At 45.1% G+C, this 20,425-nt stretch carries 10 protein-coding genes; 4 read left to right on the plus strand and 6 right to left on the minus strand.

Translation table 11 applies throughout. The features are described 5' to 3' along the window. Positions 1-79 precede the first annotated feature (79 nt). The 6 genes from LEP1GSC052_RS20150 to LEP1GSC052_RS20175 form a co-directional block, all read right to left on the minus strand. Positions 80-5,290, minus strand: a complete 5,211-nt coding sequence (locus LEP1GSC052_RS20150; protein WP_020986197.1) for a trifunctional serine/threonine-protein kinase/ATP-binding protein/SpoIIE family protein phosphatase — start codon at positions 5,288-5,290, stop codon at positions 80-82. Positions 5,291-5,355: 65 nt separating this feature from the next. Next, on the minus strand, positions 5,356-7,434 hold the full coding sequence (locus LEP1GSC052_RS20155; RefSeq protein WP_020986183.1) for an NAD(P)-binding protein: 2,079 nt from the start codon (positions 7,432-7,434) through the stop codon (positions 5,356-5,358). 67 nt (positions 7,435-7,501) lie between these two features. Then, entirely contained in the window at positions 7,502-8,425 is a 924-nt protein-coding gene (locus tag LEP1GSC052_RS20160) for a hypothetical protein (protein WP_010575866.1), read from the minus strand. Positions 8,426-9,044: 619 nt separating this feature from the next. Continuing rightward, complete coding sequence (locus LEP1GSC052_RS20165; protein ID WP_020986381.1) at positions 9,045-10,769, minus strand: hypothetical protein; 1,725 nt, start codon at positions 10,767-10,769, stop codon at positions 9,045-9,047. A gap of 174 nt (positions 10,770-10,943) precedes the next feature. Then, positions 10,944-12,053 (minus strand): LIC_10091 family lipoprotein, encoded by a 1,110-nt coding sequence (locus LEP1GSC052_RS20170; RefSeq protein ID WP_020985785.1) that lies wholly within the window; start codon positions 12,051-12,053, stop codon positions 10,944-10,946. 1 nt (position 12,054) lies between these two features. Beyond that, the gene (locus tag LEP1GSC052_RS20175; RefSeq protein ID WP_010575860.1) at positions 12,055-12,939 is read right to left on the minus strand and encodes a formylglycine-generating enzyme family protein; all 885 of its coding nucleotides are present in this window, start codon (positions 12,937-12,939) and stop codon (positions 12,055-12,057) included. A 152-nt stretch (positions 12,940-13,091) separates the two neighbouring features. Between LEP1GSC052_RS20175 and LEP1GSC052_RS20180 the strand changes: the two genes are divergently transcribed. The 4 genes from LEP1GSC052_RS20180 to LEP1GSC052_RS20205 all read left to right on the plus strand — a co-directional run bounded on the left by LEP1GSC052_RS20180 (position 13,092) and on the right by LEP1GSC052_RS20205 (position 20,346). Beyond that, positions 13,092-14,618 (plus strand): M14 family zinc carboxypeptidase, encoded by a 1,527-nt coding sequence (locus LEP1GSC052_RS20180; protein WP_010575859.1) that lies wholly within the window; start codon positions 13,092-13,094, stop codon positions 14,616-14,618. A 1-nt stretch (position 14,619) separates the two neighbouring features. Continuing rightward, positions 14,620-15,513, plus strand: coding sequence for a DMT family transporter (locus tag LEP1GSC052_RS20185; protein WP_010575858.1), 894 nt, complete (start codon positions 14,620-14,622; stop codon positions 15,511-15,513). Positions 15,514-15,781: 268 nt separating this feature from the next. Further along, positions 15,782-19,807 (plus strand): DUF4132 domain-containing protein, encoded by a 4,026-nt coding sequence (locus LEP1GSC052_RS21130; protein WP_020985768.1) that lies wholly within the window; start codon positions 15,782-15,784, stop codon positions 19,805-19,807. Then, entirely contained in the window at positions 19,804-20,346 is a 543-nt protein-coding gene (locus LEP1GSC052_RS20205) for a hypothetical protein (RefSeq protein ID WP_010575854.1), read from the plus strand. The genes LEP1GSC052_RS21130 and LEP1GSC052_RS20205 overlap by 4 nt, the downstream gene beginning before the upstream one ends. Positions 20,347-20,425 lie beyond the last annotated feature (79 nt).

Raw genomic sequence — 20,425 nt, forward strand, 5'->3', positions numbered from 1 at the left:
TAAACCACGGATTGCGGATCGAGTCAAGATCGCGTCGGTTAAACAAGACCGAAACGAAGTTAAGAAGTTGTTAAGTCGATTAGAGGATTTCTACGGAAAGAAAGGTGATGTCGTCTTGCGCTTGTTGACCGGAAAGAAAGGATTGAACGTCCGCAAAAACAGATTTGACCATCTCGGGTACGGGTTTGGAGGATTCCTTGAGTAAGGATTCCAAAAGTCTGTCTTCGCCGAATTCTTCCTCGAAGGAATTGAATTCCTCAACGATTCCGTCCGAAAAGAAAAACAACTTATCCCCTTTTGCGATTTCCAAAAACTGAGAATGATATTTCACTTTTTCCGAAATTCCGATGATCGGTCCGCTTTTGGACAATCTTGTGATCGTGGTTCCGGAAAGAAAAAATTGATCCGGATGTCCCGCGGCCGAGTAGGAAAGGGTTCCTTCTTCGGTGTCCACGTCCGCGATGAGGCAGCTAAAGAAGGATTTGATCGCGCTGTATTTCGCGATGATCTCTTTGTTCAGTTCGGCGATCACTTCTCCCGGAGGAAGATCGAGATACTTTAAACTTTCGTATTCAGATTTGATCAACATGGTGACTAACGCGGCTTGGACCCCGTGACCGGTCGCGTCCGCCAAAAAGATTCTTACCTTGCCGGGGGAAATCTCCGCGTAATCGTAGATGTCGCCTCCGACCTCGTTCATCGGAATATATTTCGTGAGAACATAAATGCCGCCTAACGTGGCTTCCGGCTTGGGGAGAATTCTATCCTGAATCTTCTGTGCGTAGAGTAGGTCTCTTTGAATCAGGTTGATCGTGTTGTTGAGTTCGGAGGTTCTTTCCACGACCTTCTCTTCGAGTTCCGCGTACAGGTTCGCGTTTTCGATCGAGATTGCGGCTTGTCCCGCGATCAGTTCCAGGGTTTGAATCCTGTTTTCGGTGAACACTCCCTTGACCAATTGGTTTTCGAGATAAAGAACTCCCTTCAATCCTCCCGCGTGGACCAGAGGAATACAAATCACGGACTGAGGTCTTTTTTCCTTGATGTATTGATCCGTAAAATCCTTGATCGAGGAAGAATCGAAACCGCTCGTCGAGATCATCTTGCCCGTTCTAAAAACGTAGTTCAGATAAGAAACCGGATATTGCGTTTCGTCAAGCTCGGGAAGATTTTCGACGACGATCCCCGTGTCTCCGCTTTGACCCGCGAGAAAGACCATTAGATTTTTATTATGTAAATGGAAATAGATCGCGCGGGTCGCTCCCGCAGTTTCCATCGCGATCTGGATCAGCTTCTTCAAAAGATTGTCCAGAACGATCTCGCCGGAAAGAAGATTATACGTTTTTAATATGATTTCCTGATCGAGATCTGGAGTTTGGTTTTGGAGTTTTCTGCCCATCGCTTCGGGAGAAAGGGAAAGATTGAGTCGATTGGAAAAACGATTCTCCAGTTCGGCTACTTTTACGGAAGCCCCCCATCTCGAATAAAAATCGATCGAGTTTTGGATGTAATGATTTCCAAGGGAGAAGTTTCCGATTTTATAATGAAACTTCGCTGCGATTTCGCAGGACAAGGCTTGAAAAGCGACGAATCCGGATTCTTGAAACAGTTTGATCGCCTTTTCGTAACCGGCGATCGTTTCGGAGATTTTTCCTTTGACTCGTTCCTTTTCCGCAAGGAGAAGTTCCAAAAGTCCCATGAAGTTTTCGGGACAATCCTTGCTCCATTTTTCGAAATGGGAAAGAACCAACTTTAGTTTTTTTGAATATACGATTCTTTCCGAAAAGGAAAATTCGTGGAAGTTGGAAAGAATGGAAAGTCCGTAATAAAACCAAAATTCGGCGAACGGAATCAAACCGAACGCGTTCTGAATCAGCTTCTCGCCTTTTTTACCCGCTTCCAAAGCCTTTAGGAATTGTCCCGAGAAGTAATAGAGTTTGGTTAAGTCGTGATAATAATAAGAAAGCGCGGTGTAATTCTTATCTTCCAAAATTCTTTTTTCGAACTCTTCGGATTGAAATTCGGAATCGTTCAACGAATCGGAAGAGGAGGTTTTCCCCGCGAGAGCTTTGATGAATTGATGAGAACTTTTTGCGATCGTAAACGCGAAGTCGTCCCTCGTCGCCGTAAAGTATCGGCTCGCGTTGTCGACGTCGGTTAATAATTCGTCGATCGGATACGAAGCGAAGATTTTTTTCTGCATCTTGGCTTGTATGCTGAATCCCGCGTAAAAAATATCCCCGTTCTGCAACGCTCCGTTGTGAACGTCGTCCAACAATCCTATGTCGAGGGTGATCAATCGTTTCCAATGACAGAGATACGCGGCGTAGACGTATTGAATCTTCCACTTAACGAGATCGAAGGGGATCTTTTCGTTGAGATCCATCGCCAATTTCGAATAACGAACCGCTTGATCCAAATCTTTGAGGGCTTGGTTTACGATCATTCCGTAACCGCTATAAGCGATCGGACTGCTTCTGGAAACTCCCTTGGTCAAAGATGTATTAAACATCTTTAATACGATCAGCGCGAAAAGATTCTGATTGTATGTGAACGCAGAAGGTCCGAGATCCGCAAAAAGATCGATCAAGGCCTGGTATTCCGGTTCTCCATTCTCCTTGATATGAACGAGTTCCGGGTCCGATTTTCCTTTGGATAAAATCAAAGAAAGAAAAAGTTCCTTAAAAAGAACGGCGGTGACGCGAAGCGGAGAGGACGGAATCCGGATCTTAAAGCGTTTCATCGCGCGTAATCCGGCCAACACCGCGCTTTCCACCTTGTTCATCTTGGAATAAAGACGAACCTGGATCGCGTCGGCGCGTATGTATTGCAGATCTGGAAGATTCAAATTTTCTAATGATTCCAAAAGTTGCATCGTTCTTTCGTAATTGTTCAGAAGATATTCGGTTTCCGCCGTTTCCAAAATCACGTTCGAATACAACTCGAGGTCTTTGACGAGCGCTTCCTGATCGAGGGAATTTAATGCGAAGTTGAGATATTGAAGAGAACTTTCGTAAGAACCCGAACTTTTCGCCTGAAGGCCGGCCTTGTAGTTGAGCATGGTGAGATTCTTGCGAAGCGCGTCCTCTTCGATAGAATCCAACGCCTGGTTGAGGTGATTCGTGATCTGAAACAAAACCCGGTTTTTCGGATGAGGACCGTGTAACGTCAACAATACGATCCCGACTTTTTTATGAAAGTCCTTGCGTTTCCATTCTTCCAAAAGACTGTAAGCCGCTTGTTGAACCCGGTCGTGCGAAAATCCGAAGGCCTGTTCCGAAGAAACGCTTTCTTCGAAAAGGGAATGATCCTGATTGTGCGACGGGGTCAAAAGACCTTCTCGAACGGCCTCCCAGAGAATCTGATTGAGTTTTGCAGTATCAAAAAAACGTAATTTAGAAATGAATCCCGAAGTGAATCTTTCTCCGAGGCAGGAACAAACGCCTAAGAGTTCCTGAACGCCGGGGGAAAGTTCTCGGATTCTCTGACACAAAAGATCGATCACGTTATCCGCAACCGGAAGCTGTGAAACTTTTTCAAGATCCCATTTCCAGAGTTTGAATTCGAATTCGTAGGAGATCGAGTTCGTTTTTTCGGAAGCGCGCAGAAGTTGAACCACGGCAAAAGGGTTGCCCAACGTTTTTTTATGGAGAATGGATGCGACCGAATGAATCTCTTCCTGAGGTCCGGGGGCCAAGTCCTGAAGCATTCTATAAATACTTTCCTCGTCGAGAGGATCGATCGTGATCTGACTTCTCGGAACCTTGTTGCTTTCGATAGATTCCAAAACCCTGGAGAACGGACTCGAAGGTTCGATCGCCTCGGGTCGAAAGGAAAGAATACATAAGAAATTCTTAATTTTCGAATATATCAAAAACGTTTCGATCAGTTTTAAACTCGCCGGATCGGCCCATTGCAAATCGTCCATATAAAGAACGAGAGGACGGCTGAGTTCCGAGATCGCGCGGATAAAGTTGCGCAGAGTGAAGTAAAAACGGTTTCGATTTTCGTCGGGCGGAAGTTCCGCGAGTTCGGGTTGAGGACCGATGATGAATTCCAACTCGGGAATCTGATTCAAAAGAATTCTTCCGTTGGCTCCCGTGTATTGCAGAATCAGTCTTTTGAATTCTCGGATGTCCTTTTCCTGTTTGGAAAGAAAGATGGAAACCAAATCCCGAAGAGAATGAATCAGTCCTCCGAACGGAACCGAGGTTTCATATTGGTCGAACTTTCCCTGAACTACGATTCCGCCCCTTTCCGAAATGCTCTTTAAGAAGGATTTGGCGAGCGCGGATTTTCCGGAGCCCGAATCGCCCGTGATAAAAACCAAACCGGTTTCTCCGCGGAAAACCTTATCCAAAGAGGATTCGAGCACCGCTTTTTCCCTGTCTCTTCCGTAGAGCGCGGAAGGATCGAACGTAAGTTCGGGAATATCCCTCGAACCGGGAACGAACGCGGAATTCTTTTCTCCGTTTTGAAAATCCCGAAGACAAAGTTCCAAGTCGTATATCAAACCGTTAATGGACGCATAACGTTGTTCCGGATCTTTTTCGAGTAACTTCGATATTACGAGCGAAATGGAAACCGGCAATTCTTCCCGAACGGTATGAACCGGGGCCGGTCTTCTCGCGAGATGCGCGTGTAAAATTTCGTTTCTATCCTTGGAGACGAAGGGAAGAGTTCCGGTAATCATCTGATAAAAGATGATCCCTAAGGAATAAAAGTCCGTACGAAGATCCAAAACTCTGGAAAGTCTTCCGGTCAACTCGGGCGGAATGTAGGAAAGAATTTCGGCGGAAAGATCCGGGGTAATGGAGGGTGACGTGTCCTTGCCCGAAAAAGTGGCGGATGAGAAATCCGTAATTCTTGCGACTCCGGTGTCCGGTTGAATCCAAATGTTTCCGGGACGAAGCGCTTGGTGAAGAATTCTCTTTTCGTGAATTTCCTTGAGAGCGAGAGATATACTCATGGCAATCTCAAAAAATTTCTCAACAGAATTAACACCATTTGGAAACATTCTCGCGAGAGGAACGGAACCGCAGTCCTCGATGACGAGAACGGGCATGTCCTCGTGTCGAATTAATTCCAAGGAATTCTGAATTCGAGGTCCTTTAGCAAAACTAGAAATTCTAAAGTCGTGATGAATCTTCTGGATATCTTTGCGAGAAGGGTTTTTTTGACGAAGAAGTTTGAGAAGAACGTGCTTCCCCGATCTTTGATCCAGAGATCTATATATCAGAAACTGATGATCTATGGAGAAGGATTCAAACGTTTCAAAGCCGGGGAGTTCCATCCTGGAAGAACTGTGATATTCTCCCTAGGATTAAAATCAAAAAGAAAAAAATCCCTTTCGGAAATTCAGAGAAAACATTGGGCCGCTTCGATGCCGCTTACGACGGTGCTTTCGACACAACCGGCGTTCAGCACCGAGTTTTGAATCCAATCTCCCGTGATTACAAGATTGGAATATCCGTTAGCGCCCGCGGGAAGCCTATATTTCGTTGAACCTTTCACCGATAAGACATATCTTTCCGTGGGTTGAATATTTAAACGGACATATTGCGAATCGATTCTGCTTTCTCCGAGCGCGGTCTTGTTCTGATCGATCAATAAACTCCAGTTAAACCCGGTCGATTTACCGTTAGGAAGCGTCGCGGGCCAAATGCCTTTCGCGCTTTGGTCAAGAAATTTCACGACTCTTTCCTTCAGCTTTTTCATCTCTGCCGGGATGTCAGGGTTGGCTAAAGGATTCTTCGGTGAAATTCCGGAAGGAGAAGGTCCGCAGAAATATGCGATATGATTCGGCCAAAGATCGTCCGGCCAGGATTCTCGGGCGATGAGATGACTCATGTCGCACCAAGTGTCGAACGGTTCGACATACGATCCGAGAATCGGAGGTTCGTTCTTCCAATACTTCCAACCGAGACCCGCGATATCCGGATACATCCAAAGCTGAAACGCGTCCGTCAAACACGTCGTAATCGCTTCGGTCATGTCCTTCCATTGTTGGTTTTCTTTTAGAATTTGCGGACATAAGAAAGGAATCGCACCGATGGAAATTCCGAACACGAGCCGATCGAAATCCTTTCCGTATTCGAGATGAATCTCTTCCCGGTCCTTCCAATCGGACCAATAATTTTCCAAATCAATATGATCTTTTTTTAATGTTTCTCCCTCCACGATCTGATCGTAGAGAGGTTCGCTCGGCCAACAGCCCAGACCTTTCACGTCGATCAGGGGAGAATATTCGTCTTTTTTTAAGTTCACCTGCTTTCCGATTTTTACGGATTGGATACAGGGTTTTCCGTTCGATGTTCCGGGGATCACCTCTCTTACTCTATGAAAGAATTTGATATGAACTCCGCGTTTTTTCAGGATCTCGTAGAGCGGGGTGAGAATGGTGTCGCCCATACCCGCTTGCATTCTATAAGCGACCGCGCCCTTATAGGTGAACACCATCCGAAGGGCGCCCTTGAGAGCGGTGCCCGCCGCGAACGTGTACTGATCTACTCCGCCGAACACGAGACCGTAGATCGCTTGAACGATCGCGGAGTTGATCGTAAGTTCGCTCGCACCGTGACGTCTTAGCCATTCTCTGTAATCGTAGTCGTCTATGCTCTCGAAACCTTTTTCGAAAACCTTATCTTCGATCATGCCCTTGATGTTGGCTAGACTAAAGTCAATGAGAATCCAAAACCTTCTCGCTTCGGTGTTGGTTTCGATCTTGTTTTCGACTATTTTCCAGAGATGTTTTGCGAACTGATCGGCGATTTTCAGGAATCGATCGTGGGGAAAGTCGCCGCTCAGTTTGTCCAAAATTCTTTTTAACGTGAGAATGCATTTGCCTACCATGTCGAGACCGATGTCTTCCACGGTGTCTTCAACCCATTCCACGATTTGTTTCCAGATGCTTTGATCGTTTTCGTTTTGATGTTCGTTTTCGGGAAAGATGTATTTCTGATTCTTCTTATAGTATTCGTTCACGTAGTCGAGGATCATCGACGGATACGTTCTCGGATCGGGAAGTTCCACGGTATCGCCGGGGATCTTATCGTTCATCGGAAAGGAGATCGGCCAAGGTTGATAGTTTCCCTTTACGTTCTCCTCCAAAACGAAAAAGTTCGCGGGTTTAAAGGCCTCTTGCCAAGTCGCCAAAGGATGAGTGAGCGGTCTTCCGATTTCCTGATAACATTTTTGGATGAGTTGAAACGCGTGATCGTAAAAACCGAACCAGATATGAAGACCGTGTTCCTCGATCCGATTGTGGACTTCCTGATTTCTACCGCTCGCGCATTTACCGCCGAGTCTCCAACCCAGCTGATAAACCGTAATGTCGTATTTTTTCTGCCAATCCGGTTGGGATGTGATTTCGTAAACCGTAACGAGAGAACTCAAACCGCCGCCTAGGACGACTACCTTTTCCTTTTTGTCCGCCATAAAAATCCCGCCTAACTCTCTTAAAAACGCGCAGAACGCATTCCTTTGTTCTTATATTCTAAAACTATTATGTATTTTGATGAATGATCTTTCCGGGCGAGAAGTCGAAATCGAAATCGCACCAAATTCCGAACTGAACCGGAACCGAGGTTCCTTTTAAACCGAAGTCGGCGACGAAAGGAAAATACGGATTGTCCAAAAGATCCAAAACGTAATTCCCCTCAAGAAGACCGCCCTTGCGGAAATGAGTCACGTTGCTACTCGCTTCCACGATCGCCTGATAACAAGCCTGAGTCGGATTGGCCGCGTCCCTGAATTGTTTTAGAAACACCATTCCGAGTTCGGGAGAAAATAAAAAGTCGAGAAGATTGATCACAAGACCCATGCCGGGGATCGTAATCTTGGAAGGATCTCCGAAAAGAATCTCCGCAAACTTGTTTCCGATCGCCGAAAAATTATCGAAGGACTCTTTCTTTTGAGAACCTCCGGGAGGACAAGTCAAAGTGAACATCCGTTGGGAAATCGCCTGACGATCCTTGCCTCGGGGCGTGATCGCGTCCACGGAAAAGTATTCGGGAGGAACTTGAAGAGAAGGCATTTGAAAGTCGCCTTGAATTTTATGAAAACCGTATATTTCTCTTCCGGTCGCCATCGCTGTAGGAATGTCCACAAAAAGATAAGGTTGATAAAAACGGATTCGAAGAGGATCCTTTGCGAAAAGAGGAATCCAAAAACCCACGTCGGTTTCTTCCACCCAACCGCAGTCGTTGCCCGGAACGAGATATTGTTGTTTGGCGAAGACAAGAAAAAATTTATCGGTAAACGCAGAGTAATGCGCGCTTCCGTTCGCGGGTCCGTTTAAGTCGCGATCGACGATCGATTGAATCGCATTCCGGTTTCCTTCTATGCAAAAAGAATAAAATTCCACCTGCTTCATCTGATAAGGCGGAGGAAGTTCCTGTTCGCCGCCGCGAACAACGTAATTTGCCATGCAATCTCCTATTTCTCGGGGTTCAAGGTTTCTTAGATTCCTTGAATATTGTAAATAATAAAATTACCGAATTCGGATGTTTATTTGGTTCTTTGTTCCCTTCTTTTGATTTTAAAAAGAAAAAAAGGAAGAATTCCGTTTTGAATTTTTCGATCCGATTTCGTCGGCGTGAAATCGAAAAAGAACGATCGAGCTGAGTAAAGAAAACGAGGTCGGCCTTCCGAGTCGGATTCGTCTCGGGGATTATATTTCCATTCTTTTATATTCTAAAAGAAAGGATTCGATCCGAATTACCATTCAATCAAATTAGAATATAGGCATGTGATTCATTCAATTATGATTGAATCAAATTCGAAATCGATTTTATCGGAATTTTTCGAATCCTGTTTGTTTGTTTCGCACGAGCGGGCGGAAAGATTTTACTTCCGAAGATCGATTCTACTTCTTCGCTTCCGAGTTCCCTAAGTTATACCGATATGATTTCGGACTTTACGCACGATTATTTTGCGTATTCCGCTTGTGGAAATTCTCGGGCGCAAACCTCGGTTGTAGTCGTGTCTAAAGACTTGGATTGAAATTTTAAAACCGGTTCTTGGAGTTTAGGTTTCCGGAACCGGTTTTAAAACTTTCTTCCCGTAAGCGTATGCCAGAGTTCGATCTCTTCAATTTTCTTTTTTCGAAACGTTCGAAATCGTTCTGGAAAAGCATCGTCCCAAATTAGAATTTTATAATTTTCGCAAGAAGATACAAAGGACGGCTCCCCGAATTCCAGTTTTAGAAGATCCTCGTCAAGTCCCGGAAGAACTGCGAAGTTGTACTCGCGTTCCGGAGTTTTTTTAAACCAATTCCAGGAATTCTGCCAATATTCGGGATGTAGATCCCGCATATAATTGTCGGCACGGAGATTCGTTTTGGAAAAAATCCGGATTCTTCTGGAACTCCAAAAGTCGCTCATTCCTCTTCCGAGGCGGACTTTTTCGCGATCCGTGGAGATTCGGTCGAAACAAGCCGCTAAACCATCTTGATACAAAGCGGGTTTTAGATTTCCCCATAACAAAACGAGCAAAAATAAAAACAGAAAAACTACATAACAAAAGAAGAATATTCCTTTTTTATAATTCTTTGTGAGATCGAATAGGGAATCCGCAAGGAGCGGAATCCAAAAAAATAAAAAGGGAAGCAAATATCGAAGATGAATCCCTTCTGTTTGGGACATTCCGCTGAGTCCTCCGATCACGGCGATCCCGAACGTGGAAATCAAAACGCTCGCGATCAAAAAGAAGAATCGATCGTCCGCGTCGGAAAGAATTGTGGCGGTTTGCGCTCCTTCGGGCTTTTTTCCAAAAAAGAATTTTACGAACGTCAAAATCGGATACGAAATCAAAACAAAGGCGAACGAAAACGGGGAAGCCGTAAACTGAGATCGAATCGTAACCACGATCGGTTGAATCCAATTCCAAGAAGGGGTTCCCGAATAATAACCCGTGGGAATAAAAACGAAATCGGATTTGGTTAAAATTCGATACAAATACAAGCCGAGCAGAGCACAGAAGAACGGAACGCATAAACTCAAAACCGTAAATCGATTTCGATTCTTTCGAAGTTTGTCCAAAGATAAAAACAAAAAAGGCGCGTTAAAAAACAAAAGAAACAAGGGATCGGAAACGATCAGAAGGATCTGAAACGCTCCAAACAAAACCCAAAGATAAAAACGTCGCCTTTCGTTCGAGTTTGAAAAGAATTTCAAAGACGCAAAACTTACAAATCGGGTTTTGTATAAACCGCCTTCGAGGTTCGGATTTCCATTCTCCGTATTTTCCGTAGATGGAGTCGACAAACGTTTCCACAAAGCGTAACAAAAAAGGGAAAACGAAAGGGCGCCGCCGTGTGCGGCAAATCCTAAAACCGGAAAAAAGTAGGAATGGATCGAAAATAGTATTAAAAAAGAAGAATATACGATCAGTATAATTTTGTTTAAATCGGTTTTTTGAAGTTCAGCATTCTCGGTTTGAGTTTTTCGATGTCCGTTCGCAAAGTATAAAACCGCAAACAACAAAAACAAAACCTGAAAGACATACGCGCCGTAAACGGCGATCAAAGAATCCGAAACTAAGGCGCGGATCAAAAAGTAAACCGCAATATCCGGAAAAAAAAAGGGGGAGGGCGTAAGGCTCCAACCGTAAAGAGGATTTCCGTCCGTAATCAAATCCTGATACAAAACGGCGGGATACAAATTGTCCGCATTGAATGCGAGCGAGGCAATGCGGGGATTGTTGTTCAATGAAATCAGAAAAACGAAAAGAGAAAGGAGTAAAAGGATCGTTTCTTTTACGTAATTCTTCATAGGACGAAATTCGATTTAGAGTGAATCCGCAAACACGGAAGTGTAAAGTATTTTTTGAGGATTTAAAAAATCGGAAAGTAGGTTGGAAAGCGGATCGATCAAAACCGGAAGAACAAACAAAAAAAGCGGACCTCGAAGTCCGCTTTTCGTACATTCAATTTTGATTGTATAGAATCAGTTCGGCTGAACGTTCGCCGCCGGTTTGGTCGGATTGGAAGGAGTTGTTGTCGTAGGCGCCGGAGTTATAACCGGTTCCTTATCGACGACGGTGATTCCGTTTTTCTTATCCACGGTTCCGCCTTCCACCATAACTTGAAGGGAACGAAGCCCCGGCTTGTTGCTCGCCAACCATTTCTGAAAGTTGGAAATTTTTTGAACACAATAGTGAAATCCTCTGTCCGTGGAAATCTCGGAACCCGGGGACCAAGGAAAAAGATCCCTGCGAACGGAAATCGTTCTCACCACGAGGGACTTCTCGTCCACCGGAAGGTTGAGAATCGAATTCTTAAATTCCTGAGGATAAGCGAAGTATTCTTCCGCGTTGCTGAAGTAGATGATGCCCAGTTTGTGACCGGCTTTTTTCAAAGTGTTTCCGATTCCGGTTAACGTGGTGTTTCCGAGAAGATTTCCTCGAACCGGAAAAATTCTCCCCTCGACCGCGAGCTTTCGGATATAAGCGTATTGCGCGTCGTCGGTTTGAAACATTCCGTAATTGTATTTTTTGGAAAGCATCAGATTGGTTCTATGACGTTTGCGGATAAACGGAGAAGCTTGTTTGTAAACCTTCTTGTAAACTTCGGGATCGGGAAGAGAAGTCTGGATCAACTCGAGCGCTTCTTTTTCTCCTTCCTTTCCCCAAAGACGGATGAAGTCCTCTTTCTTTTCTCCCGTTTTCAAAAAGAGAATGGTGATCGTGTTTGCGTGAACCACGATCTGAGTGAAGTCCATGAGATAAATAAAATCCGATTTCGCCCAAGCCGCGATCGTAAGATTCTGTTCCGAACCGACGCCGACATAGGCGTTGCCCACGTTTTGAACGTGAGGAATGAGAAGATCCAAACGGTCTTCATTGGAAACGGTGGTATCGCCTACGTCCCATTTGGTGGGAACGAGAATTTCCTGCGGGGTTTCCTTGAGAATTCCGAGTTTGGAAACGAGATCCTCTTCGCTTAACGCGGAACGGCTTTGGCTTTCCTTGATCTTTTCGGAACCCGAGCAGAACGAAAAACCGAGAACGAGAAACGTAAGAATAAAATAAATTCCTAATTTAGAATTGTTGAACATGTTATTTGTTTGCATCCTTTGCGCAACGGAATCCGAAGTGATGGTATTCCGGAAAATTTTCTGGGATATGGGCTCTTCTTTTGGAACCTCTCGCATAACTTGCGGGCCACCACCACGAACCGCTTTTTAAAACCTTTTTCGTATGACCCGGACAGACATCCTTACCGTCGCAAGGCCCTTTCGGATCCTTTCCTCTGCAAGATTCTCCGCAGGCTTTGAAGGAAGGGGAATACCAATCGGCGGTCCATTCCCAGGAATTTCCGGCCATATCATACAAGCCGTACACTCCGGGCGCTCTGGTCCCGACGTTTGCGGTCGGCATCAAATGCGGTTTCTCCGTTTTTTTGGAGACACATCCCTTGACGTCGCCGACTTCGATGATCGCTCTTTCGCAGGTGGCGGGTTCGTTTCCCCAAGGATATAAATTTCCGTTGGTTCCTCTCGCGGCTTTTTCCCATTCGGCTTCGGTGGGAAGTCGTTTACCGGCCCATTCGCAGAATTCTTTGGCGGTGTACCAGCTGATTCCCGCGGCGGGTTGTTGGCGTCCCAAGTACGGTTTACCATAACGTGGTCCGATGTAATTGCACTTTCCCGTTTTTAAACATTCCTGACATTTGCCTGCGTTCTTGCACTTGTCGAATTCTTCGTTCGTGACTTCGTATGTGTCCATGTAGAAGTCGCTGACGTAAACCTTCTCTTCTGGCTTTTCATCCGCTTCGTGTGTGTTGCTTCCTCGGATGAATTCTCCGGCGGGAATACATTTCATACCGGCGATTTCCTTGCCTCCGCACGCGGAGGAATCGGCGAGAAGTTTGCACATACATCCTAAGCAAATCGCCGAAATCGCGGCGGTCCAAAGAAGAATGTTCCGAATTTTCGATATCATGAAAGGGTTCCTGTTCTAAAGGATTCCCGATTTGAAAAGAATCTTTTAGGATGAGGATAGACTGAAAAAGGAAACGGACAAATCAAGTATTTTAAAAAATCTCTGGATTCTTGTAGCGATCGGGACAAACTAGTTCCGATCATTTAAAAAGAATGAAATCGTATGCCGCTCTTCCAATCCGTCTTTCGATAACCGTAGTTCTGAGCGCGATTTTATTCGTTTCCTGCGCCGGATTTTTTCGGAAGAAGATCCCGAATGCTCCCTTGAACGATCAGAGAAAAATGCTTTTGGTTCGGATCGATCCCGGACGCCTCGGAGAATTCAGGGAGAAAACCGGCGGAAGATATTCCATCAGTTATCAGGAAACGGATTCGTATTATTCCGTGATGAACAAGGAAGACGTGGAACGATTCGGATTTCCTTCTCCGGGTATCACGGTCGTAAAACAATATCTTCCGTTTAAATATTATTCGGGGAATTATCAGGATCTCATCAGCGAACCGTTCACGGGTCTCGACGATCTCAAAAAGGGTTATAAGGATAATATATTAAATATTCATTATTTACTCGGAATCGCGAACCGTTTCTCCAAACAAGCCCGCGTGGAGGTGATCGGAAAAACCGCCAGAGGAAGGGAGATTCCGGCGCTTCTTCTCACAAACATAAACGTCCCCGATAAGGAAAAAGTCTCCGTTCTTTTCAACTGCGCGCATCACGCGAACGAGGTCATCTCGATCGAACACTGTTACGATATCGTTTATTCCATTCTTTCCAAGCCGAAAGAATATGACGAAATTCTAAACAAGTTGAAGATATGGGTCGTTCCCATCGTGAACCCGGACGGAGCCAGACATTTTTGGCACGTTTCCAATCTGATGGGAAGAAAGAACGGTTATCCAGGAGTCGGTCCGGTCAACGACAAGATCAATCCGGGCGTGGATATCAATCGAAACTATCCTTTCTTCTGGGGAAAAACGGGAGGAGGTTATTCCTCGCCCAATCCTTCGAACTACTTTTACAGAGGACCTTCGCCCGGCTCGGAGCCCGAAACGAAGGCGATGATGGATCTCGCAAACAAAGAAAGATTCGCGGCGTCCATTAGCTATCATGCATATGCGAATTGTCTGTTGGTTCCGTATTCGATCGATTCTTTGAACAATCCCGAACCCGATATGGCGGGAGAATTGGGAAGAAAGATCGCGGCTTCGGTCGCGAGTCTCAATCCCGAAAAGGAATTCGAAGCGAGGAAGAATATTTACCCCATCGACGGAGTCGATCAGGATTATCTTTATTTCGCGCACGGAACGTTGGCGTATCTTCTCGAAACGACGCACCTCAATCCGGTTTATAAGGAAGTGGAGAAGGTGAATCTTTCCTTGAGGGAATCCTGGAACATTTTGTTAAACGAAGTCCTTGAAGGAAGAAAAATCTTTCTGAAAGTCACGGACGAACTCGGAATTCCTCTCGAGGCGAAGGTCGAAGTGGAAAGAATGAAATACTTCCAAGAAGAAGTGCGCGTTTCCAATCCGAACAACGGATTTTTCTTTCAGTTGTTTCCCGATCGAAAGGAAACCAAAATCCGAATTTCCAAGGACGGTTTCGAGCCTGTGGAAATCCGTTCCCGTCCGAGCCGGAATTGGGAACCTTTAAAGATCGTACTTAAGAAAAATAGAATATAATATGTTTCGCATCGGACAATTCGGAAACGAAGCCTATCTCATACTTTGCACTCTGATCTGGGGCGGAACGTTTACGATGACGATCTTCGGACTTCGCGACACGTCTCCGTCGATCTTTTTGGGACTTCGATTCGGGATCGCGAGTCTGATCTTTCTTCCGTTCGCATGGAAAGAATTCAAAAAGGGCAAAGTATGGTATCCCGGCGCGTTTCTCCTCGGAATGTTTTTGTATCTCGGGTTCGCCTGCGAAACGGTGGGATTAAAGACGACGACGGCCACAAAGTCCTCTTTTTTAATCGGAACGTTAGTCGTCATTACTCCGTTTTTGGAGGCTCTTTTTAAACGGAGAATGCCCGCAAAAGGAAATCTTTTCGGAGCCGCCGTGGTTTTTACGGGAATCAGTCTGATTTTTTTGGGAGAAATCGGAAGGGAAGGTTCCTTTCAAATCGCGAGCGGGGATTGGATCACGCTCGGAGGAGCGCTTTTCTTTTCCTTGTATATCATCCAAATGGATCGAATGGGTTCGAACGTTCCGATCCGAGTTTCGGTTTTTTATCAATCCTTTGTCGCGGGTTTTTTCGCCTTGGTTTCGGTGATCGTTTTGCACGAAACCGGAATCGAAGAGGCGAAGTTGAATCCGAGTATGAGATTGATTCCCGGCGTATTGTATAACGCGCTTTTGGCCTCCGTGCTTACCACGTTTCTACAGACGAAGTATCAACACCACGTTTCACCCACAAGAGTAGGAATCATCTTTTCACTCGAACCGGTGTTTTCCTCCATCATCGCCTATGGAATGTTAGGCGAATCGTCGGGACCGATTCGGATCGCGGGTTGTGCGATCGTATTTTGCGGTTTGATCTTGGCGGAATTGACCGGCAAAGAGCGTGAATAAGTCGCATTTTTTGGAATCGTTTGTCGGAACAATTAAGAATTTATGCTTGTTATAATTCGACATTCGATCTCCGGCCGGATTCATGATTCCGGACAAAAAAACGATTTTGATTTATAGTTCATTAGAAATATTGAATCTTCTACGCGCTTCCTTTCCGTTTGTTCCGATTTAAAAAGAACGTAAAAATCAAAAAAGACTTGTTATAGAATCAGATTTCAAACCGGATGTTCGCTTGCAAAAACGGGCAAATCCATCCTTAGGACGCAATATGATTCGCAACTTCATCTATCAAAAAGGAAGATCGGAAAAATTCTTTACGATCGAGATCGCTTCCGATTCCAAATCGTTTACGATTCTTCAAGGACAAAGATACGGAGACGCGAAAAAACCGGAAAAGGAAACCTTCGCATCCAAAGAACTTTGCAAGAAAAAAACGGAAACTCTCGTAAAGGCAAAACTCAAGGAAGGTTACGAAGAAATTCCTCTCGGAATCAAAAACGTAAACCCATTCGATCTCAAGATTCTCGCGGACGCCAAAAAGCAAAAGAGCGAAAAACTCAAGATCGACGTAAATCAATCCGTGGATCTGATGAACGAGATTCTCGGCTTGGAGTTTTTGGAAGATTTAGAAATTCATAATGTATCCGAGATCCCGGATCGTTTGGGCTCGTTGAAAAACCTGAACGACCTCGAAATCCGAGAAAGTAAGAATTTGAAAACGATTCCTTCTTCCTTGGGAGAATTGACCTCGTTGACAAGACTTACGATCGAACGCACCGGAATTTCGACTCTTCCCGATTCTTTGGCCAATCTAAAAAATCTCACCAATCTTTACGTTCAACACAACGAAAAACTCGAGGGACTTCCGGATTGTATCGGTTCCTTACAATCGTTAAAACTTCTCTGGGCGTCCTACAACCGGGAAGGAGAGGATAAAAAAGGAAAACGTCCATTAGGAATTTCGAATGCGATCGGAAATCTGGAAAATTTGGACGAGTTGAATCTTTGTTCGAACGGACTTTCCGAATTGCCGCCCGGTTTGGCCAAACTAAAAAATCTGACCGAACTCGAACTGAACTTCAACGTATTTAAAAATATTCCAGAATGTATCTTCGAAATGGAGAATCTGGAAGTGCTTCAGATGATCTATTGTCCGATCCGTTCGATTCCGAAGGACTTTACCAAACTTGAAAATCTTTCCCGCATCGAACTCGAAGGGCACGAGATCAAAAACGTTCCCGAAGAAATTCTGGAGGAGGGAGTGGAAGCGATCCGGGAATTTTTGAACGATTCTCCCGAAAAAAAAGAAACGAGGTTGATCGTCTCCGAAGGCGAAGATCTCAAACGAAGTTTGGAATCGCACAAGGACGCTCTCGATAAATTTTATCGCGCCGTAAAAGGGAAAATGTATCAGGAGAATACGCGCAAAAAATTCGCGGAACTTCAAAAATATCTTCAAGGGGAAAGCGACGAGGTTCCCAAAACGGTTAAGGACGATCTTTATTACTTTCAACCGATAACGGACGTGTTGAGTTCGTTTCGAAATTGGTCCGCGGTCGATCATCGGATTCTCGCGTACATCACGCAGGGTTCTTGGGCGTTTGATAAGAATAAAAAAGGTTTTTTCGAAAGTTTTTATCGATGGTTGGGCAGGGAAGTTCTGGCGCATCCGGAGGATTCTTCCCTGTTTACCGACGTTTTGAGCGCGCTCAAAAAAATGGGACAGGACGAGGCCGCGATTCTTTCGGAAAGAACGCATAACGTGGACGATTTCGTATTAACGGAAGATAAAAAAATCACTTCGATCGGACGTTATCTTTTGGATCACGGGGAAGAATTGATGCCGCAATTTTTGAAGGACGGTTTGCCTTCTTCGTTTGTGGAATTGTTCGTTCGGGAGGATTTCAAAAAAATAGAACCGCATCTCGAGGAAATCACGAAGATCAAGGAATACGACGGAACCGACGGTAAAAAGCACATTCCGTTGGAGACGTTCGGAATTCTTACCCGAGTAAAACCGGAACTTTTGGAGCCGATCATTCTGGATCGATTGGAGAATATAGACTGTGTTTCTTGCAAAGCCGAGTTGATGTACGATCTTTACGAGGCGATGCCGAAAAAATATTCGGAAAAAACTTTCGAGTTCGCCAAATCGACGTTAGCTTATATTTCCGAAAAGAAAAACTCGAACATAGATCGCGGTTATCGATTTTCTTGGTCTTTGACGAACGGCCGCAGATACGAGGACAATACTCCCGAGTTTATCGAATGGTTGCTTAAGAATTTCGGTTCTTCCCTCAAAGAGGAAGTGTTTGCGTATGTCGAAAAAACGAAGGTCCTGGATTTGAAAGTGACCGCGGTCGCGGTCAAGTATCTCGGTCAAGCCGCGATCGACATAGCCGGTGAAGCCTTGGACATGACGATCAAAAACGAGGATATAGCGGGACATTTCAGACAAACATTCCGGATTCTCTCCGATTTGGATTACGGCAAGTATTACGATAAAACCTGGGAAATCGCGAGGAGCGAATTCAAAAAAGTAAGCGAAACCGCTTGTATGGCCCTGAGCCGATTGCCGGAAGAGGTAGTAGTTCCCAAAGCGATCGAACTTCTCAAGGAAAAACAATCGCACGTCCGCGAAGCCGGAGCTCTTATATTAAGTTTATTGAATACTCCGAAATCGATCCAAGGTTTGAAGGTTCTTATCGAAACCGAAAAAAACGACGCGGTTCGAAACTTCGCTTCGGATCTGATCTACGACCGACCGAATTCGATTTCGATCGCAGAAGCGAAGGCGCGGATCGACGCCGCCAAAAAACTGGGAAAACTCGAAAAGCCGATCGCGAAGTGGTTGGATGAAACGAAACTTCCGAAAATTCTCTGGAAGGATAAAAAACCTCTCGGCCCGGAAGAGGTTCGTTATCTGTTCTATCGACAAAAAACGGTTTCGGAAATCGTCGTGGATAAGGAGTTGCGGGACGTGATCGCGCTCGTGGACAAAAATTCCTGCAAAGAATTTTCCGAAAAACTTTTTGCTTTGATTGGAAAGAACGGAGGTTTTAAGGCGCCGAACCGATTTGCGATCGGAGTTCTCGGAATTTTAGGAAACGATTCCGTCGTTTCTCCGATCGAAACCGTCGCGATCAAGGAAACGAATTTAAACGCATGCGCTTGTTTGGGTTTGATCCGTTCCCTCGAAGCCGCCCTCGCGTTGGATCGGATCGTTCAAAAATTTAAAACGAAATACCCGAACGTAAGAGACGCCGCCCAGGAAGCCTTCGAATCGATCGCGTTCGAAATGGGTCTGACTCCGTACGAACTTCAGGATCGTATGTTGCCCGATTTCGGATTTGCAGGTCTAAGCAAAAAATTGAATATTTCAAAAACGGAATATACTCTAAAGATCTCGCCGAGCCTTTCCTTTGTGTATCTAAACGGGGACGGCAAACCGGTAAAAACCCCGCCGAAACAGAACGAAACCGAAAAGAAAAAACAAAAAGAGGAGAATTCTCTTTTAAAGGAAACCGCGCGGCAATTCTCCAATAACCTGGAAAACTCGATGGTCGTACAAAGAAAATGGTCCGTCGCCGATTGGAAGGAATTTTATCTCAAAAATCCCGTGGCGAACGCGTTCGCTCAGAATTTCGTATGGACGTTCGATTCCAAAGGAAAAGCGGAAACGAATCGGTTTCACTTGGACGGGGATCAAATTCTTACGATCGAAGATAAACCCGCAAAGATCGACGAGAACGCGAAGATCTATTTGGTTCATCCGTATTTGTTAAGCGAAGCGGAGAAAATGGATTGGACCGAAAAATTTAAAACGAAGGACGTTAAACCGACATTTCCTCAGTTAAACCGCCCGATCTACCTCGTTCCCGACGGAGACAAGGATAAGAAGATGTCTCGTCAATTCGAGGACGGGGAAATTTCGGGAAGTACGTTCAAATATCGCGCCAAAAAATACGGATGGAGAAGGGGTTCGGTCGTGGACGCGGGCGAAGTTTCCTCGTATAAAAAGGTATTTCCGGGCGAGGAAATCGAGGTTTTCGTAAAACTCCAAGGAATGAACGTGAGCGCCTACGACTACGACGAACAAGTCACGATCGGAGAATTCTTCTTTGTGAACGCCGGATCGATCAAAACGGGAAGTTACGTTTACGACGAACCTCGAGGAGAAGAGGATTTCAGACTTCATTCTTTACAAAAAGTGAATCCGATTTTATACTCGGAAACCGTTTACGATCTGAAACGGATTCTCGAATCCAAAGGCAAAGACGACGAAGAAGAATGAAAAGCGAACTGGCTTTGGAACAAAGATGCAGGGAATTGATCGGACAAAGGATCGAGAACGTTCAGTATTACGGAACGTTTGAAATATTCGAAAATGCTCATAGTGTTTCCAGGTCGGTTTATATTTTCACATCGGATCGGAGGATTCATCGTTTCGGATTCGAGGATGAATTCTCTCTTCGATGGGGTTTCGGCATTTCCGTAAAAAGTGTCGCGGCCGTTTTTCCGAAAGACGACGAGGAACAGCTCCACGAGGCCCGCGATCTTTGGAGCGAACGAATCGATTCTTTCTTGATCGCGGACGTTCGGCTTCATTGGAGATATATCGAAGACAGTCATCGCGGATTGTTTCATTCTTATTCCCGAAGCGATTATCCTCAGGATCTTGAATTGATTCTGGAGAATGGAAAACGAATCTTTATCGGCGTCGCTCGAATCTTGGAAGGGAATCGATGTAAGTTGTTTACCAATCATCTTACCGTTTTCTTTGATCCGATCCAACGGGAAAGAATGTACGAAGCTCCGATCCTTTGGGGATAGACTCGTTTGAGCACGAAGACGCTCGAATTAATATATTCTAGTTTAAGAATATTCAAAAACATGAATTCATTTTAATAGA

Origin of the sequence: Leptospira kmetyi serovar Malaysia str. Bejo-Iso9 (genome assembly GCF_000243735.2) — a bacterium.
Taxonomy (GTDB): domain Bacteria; phylum Spirochaetota; class Leptospiria; order Leptospirales; family Leptospiraceae; genus Leptospira; species Leptospira kmetyi.

Excerpts from the sequence above, each read along its gene's own strand:
- LEP1GSC052_RS20150 (WP_020986197.1), bottom strand. The coding sequence starts at position 5,290 with ATGGAACTCCCCGGCTTTGAAACGTTTGAATCCTTCTCCATAGATCAT.
- LEP1GSC052_RS20155 (WP_020986183.1), bottom strand. The coding sequence starts at position 7,434 with ATGGCGGACAAAAAGGAAAAGGTAGTCGTCCTAGGCGGCGGTTTGAGT.
- LEP1GSC052_RS20160 (WP_010575866.1), bottom strand. The coding sequence starts at position 8,425 with ATGGCAAATTACGTTGTTCGCGGCGGCGAACAGGAACTTCCTCCGCCT.
- LEP1GSC052_RS20165 (WP_020986381.1), bottom strand. The coding sequence starts at position 10,769 with ATGAAGAATTACGTAAAAGAAACGATCCTTTTACTCCTTTCTCTTTTC.
- LEP1GSC052_RS20170 (WP_020985785.1), bottom strand. The coding sequence starts at position 12,053 with ATGTTCAACAATTCTAAATTAGGAATTTATTTTATTCTTACGTTTCTC.
- LEP1GSC052_RS20175 (WP_010575860.1), bottom strand. The coding sequence starts at position 12,939 with ATGATATCGAAAATTCGGAACATTCTTCTTTGGACCGCCGCGATTTCG.
- LEP1GSC052_RS20180 (WP_010575859.1), top strand. The coding sequence starts at position 13,092 with ATGAAATCGTATGCCGCTCTTCCAATCCGTCTTTCGATAACCGTAGTT.
- LEP1GSC052_RS20185 (WP_010575858.1), top strand. The coding sequence starts at position 14,620 with ATGTTTCGCATCGGACAATTCGGAAACGAAGCCTATCTCATACTTTGC.
- LEP1GSC052_RS21130 (WP_020985768.1), top strand. The coding sequence starts at position 15,782 with ATGATTCGCAACTTCATCTATCAAAAAGGAAGATCGGAAAAATTCTTT.
- LEP1GSC052_RS20205 (WP_010575854.1), top strand. The coding sequence starts at position 19,804 with ATGAAAAGCGAACTGGCTTTGGAACAAAGATGCAGGGAATTGATCGGA.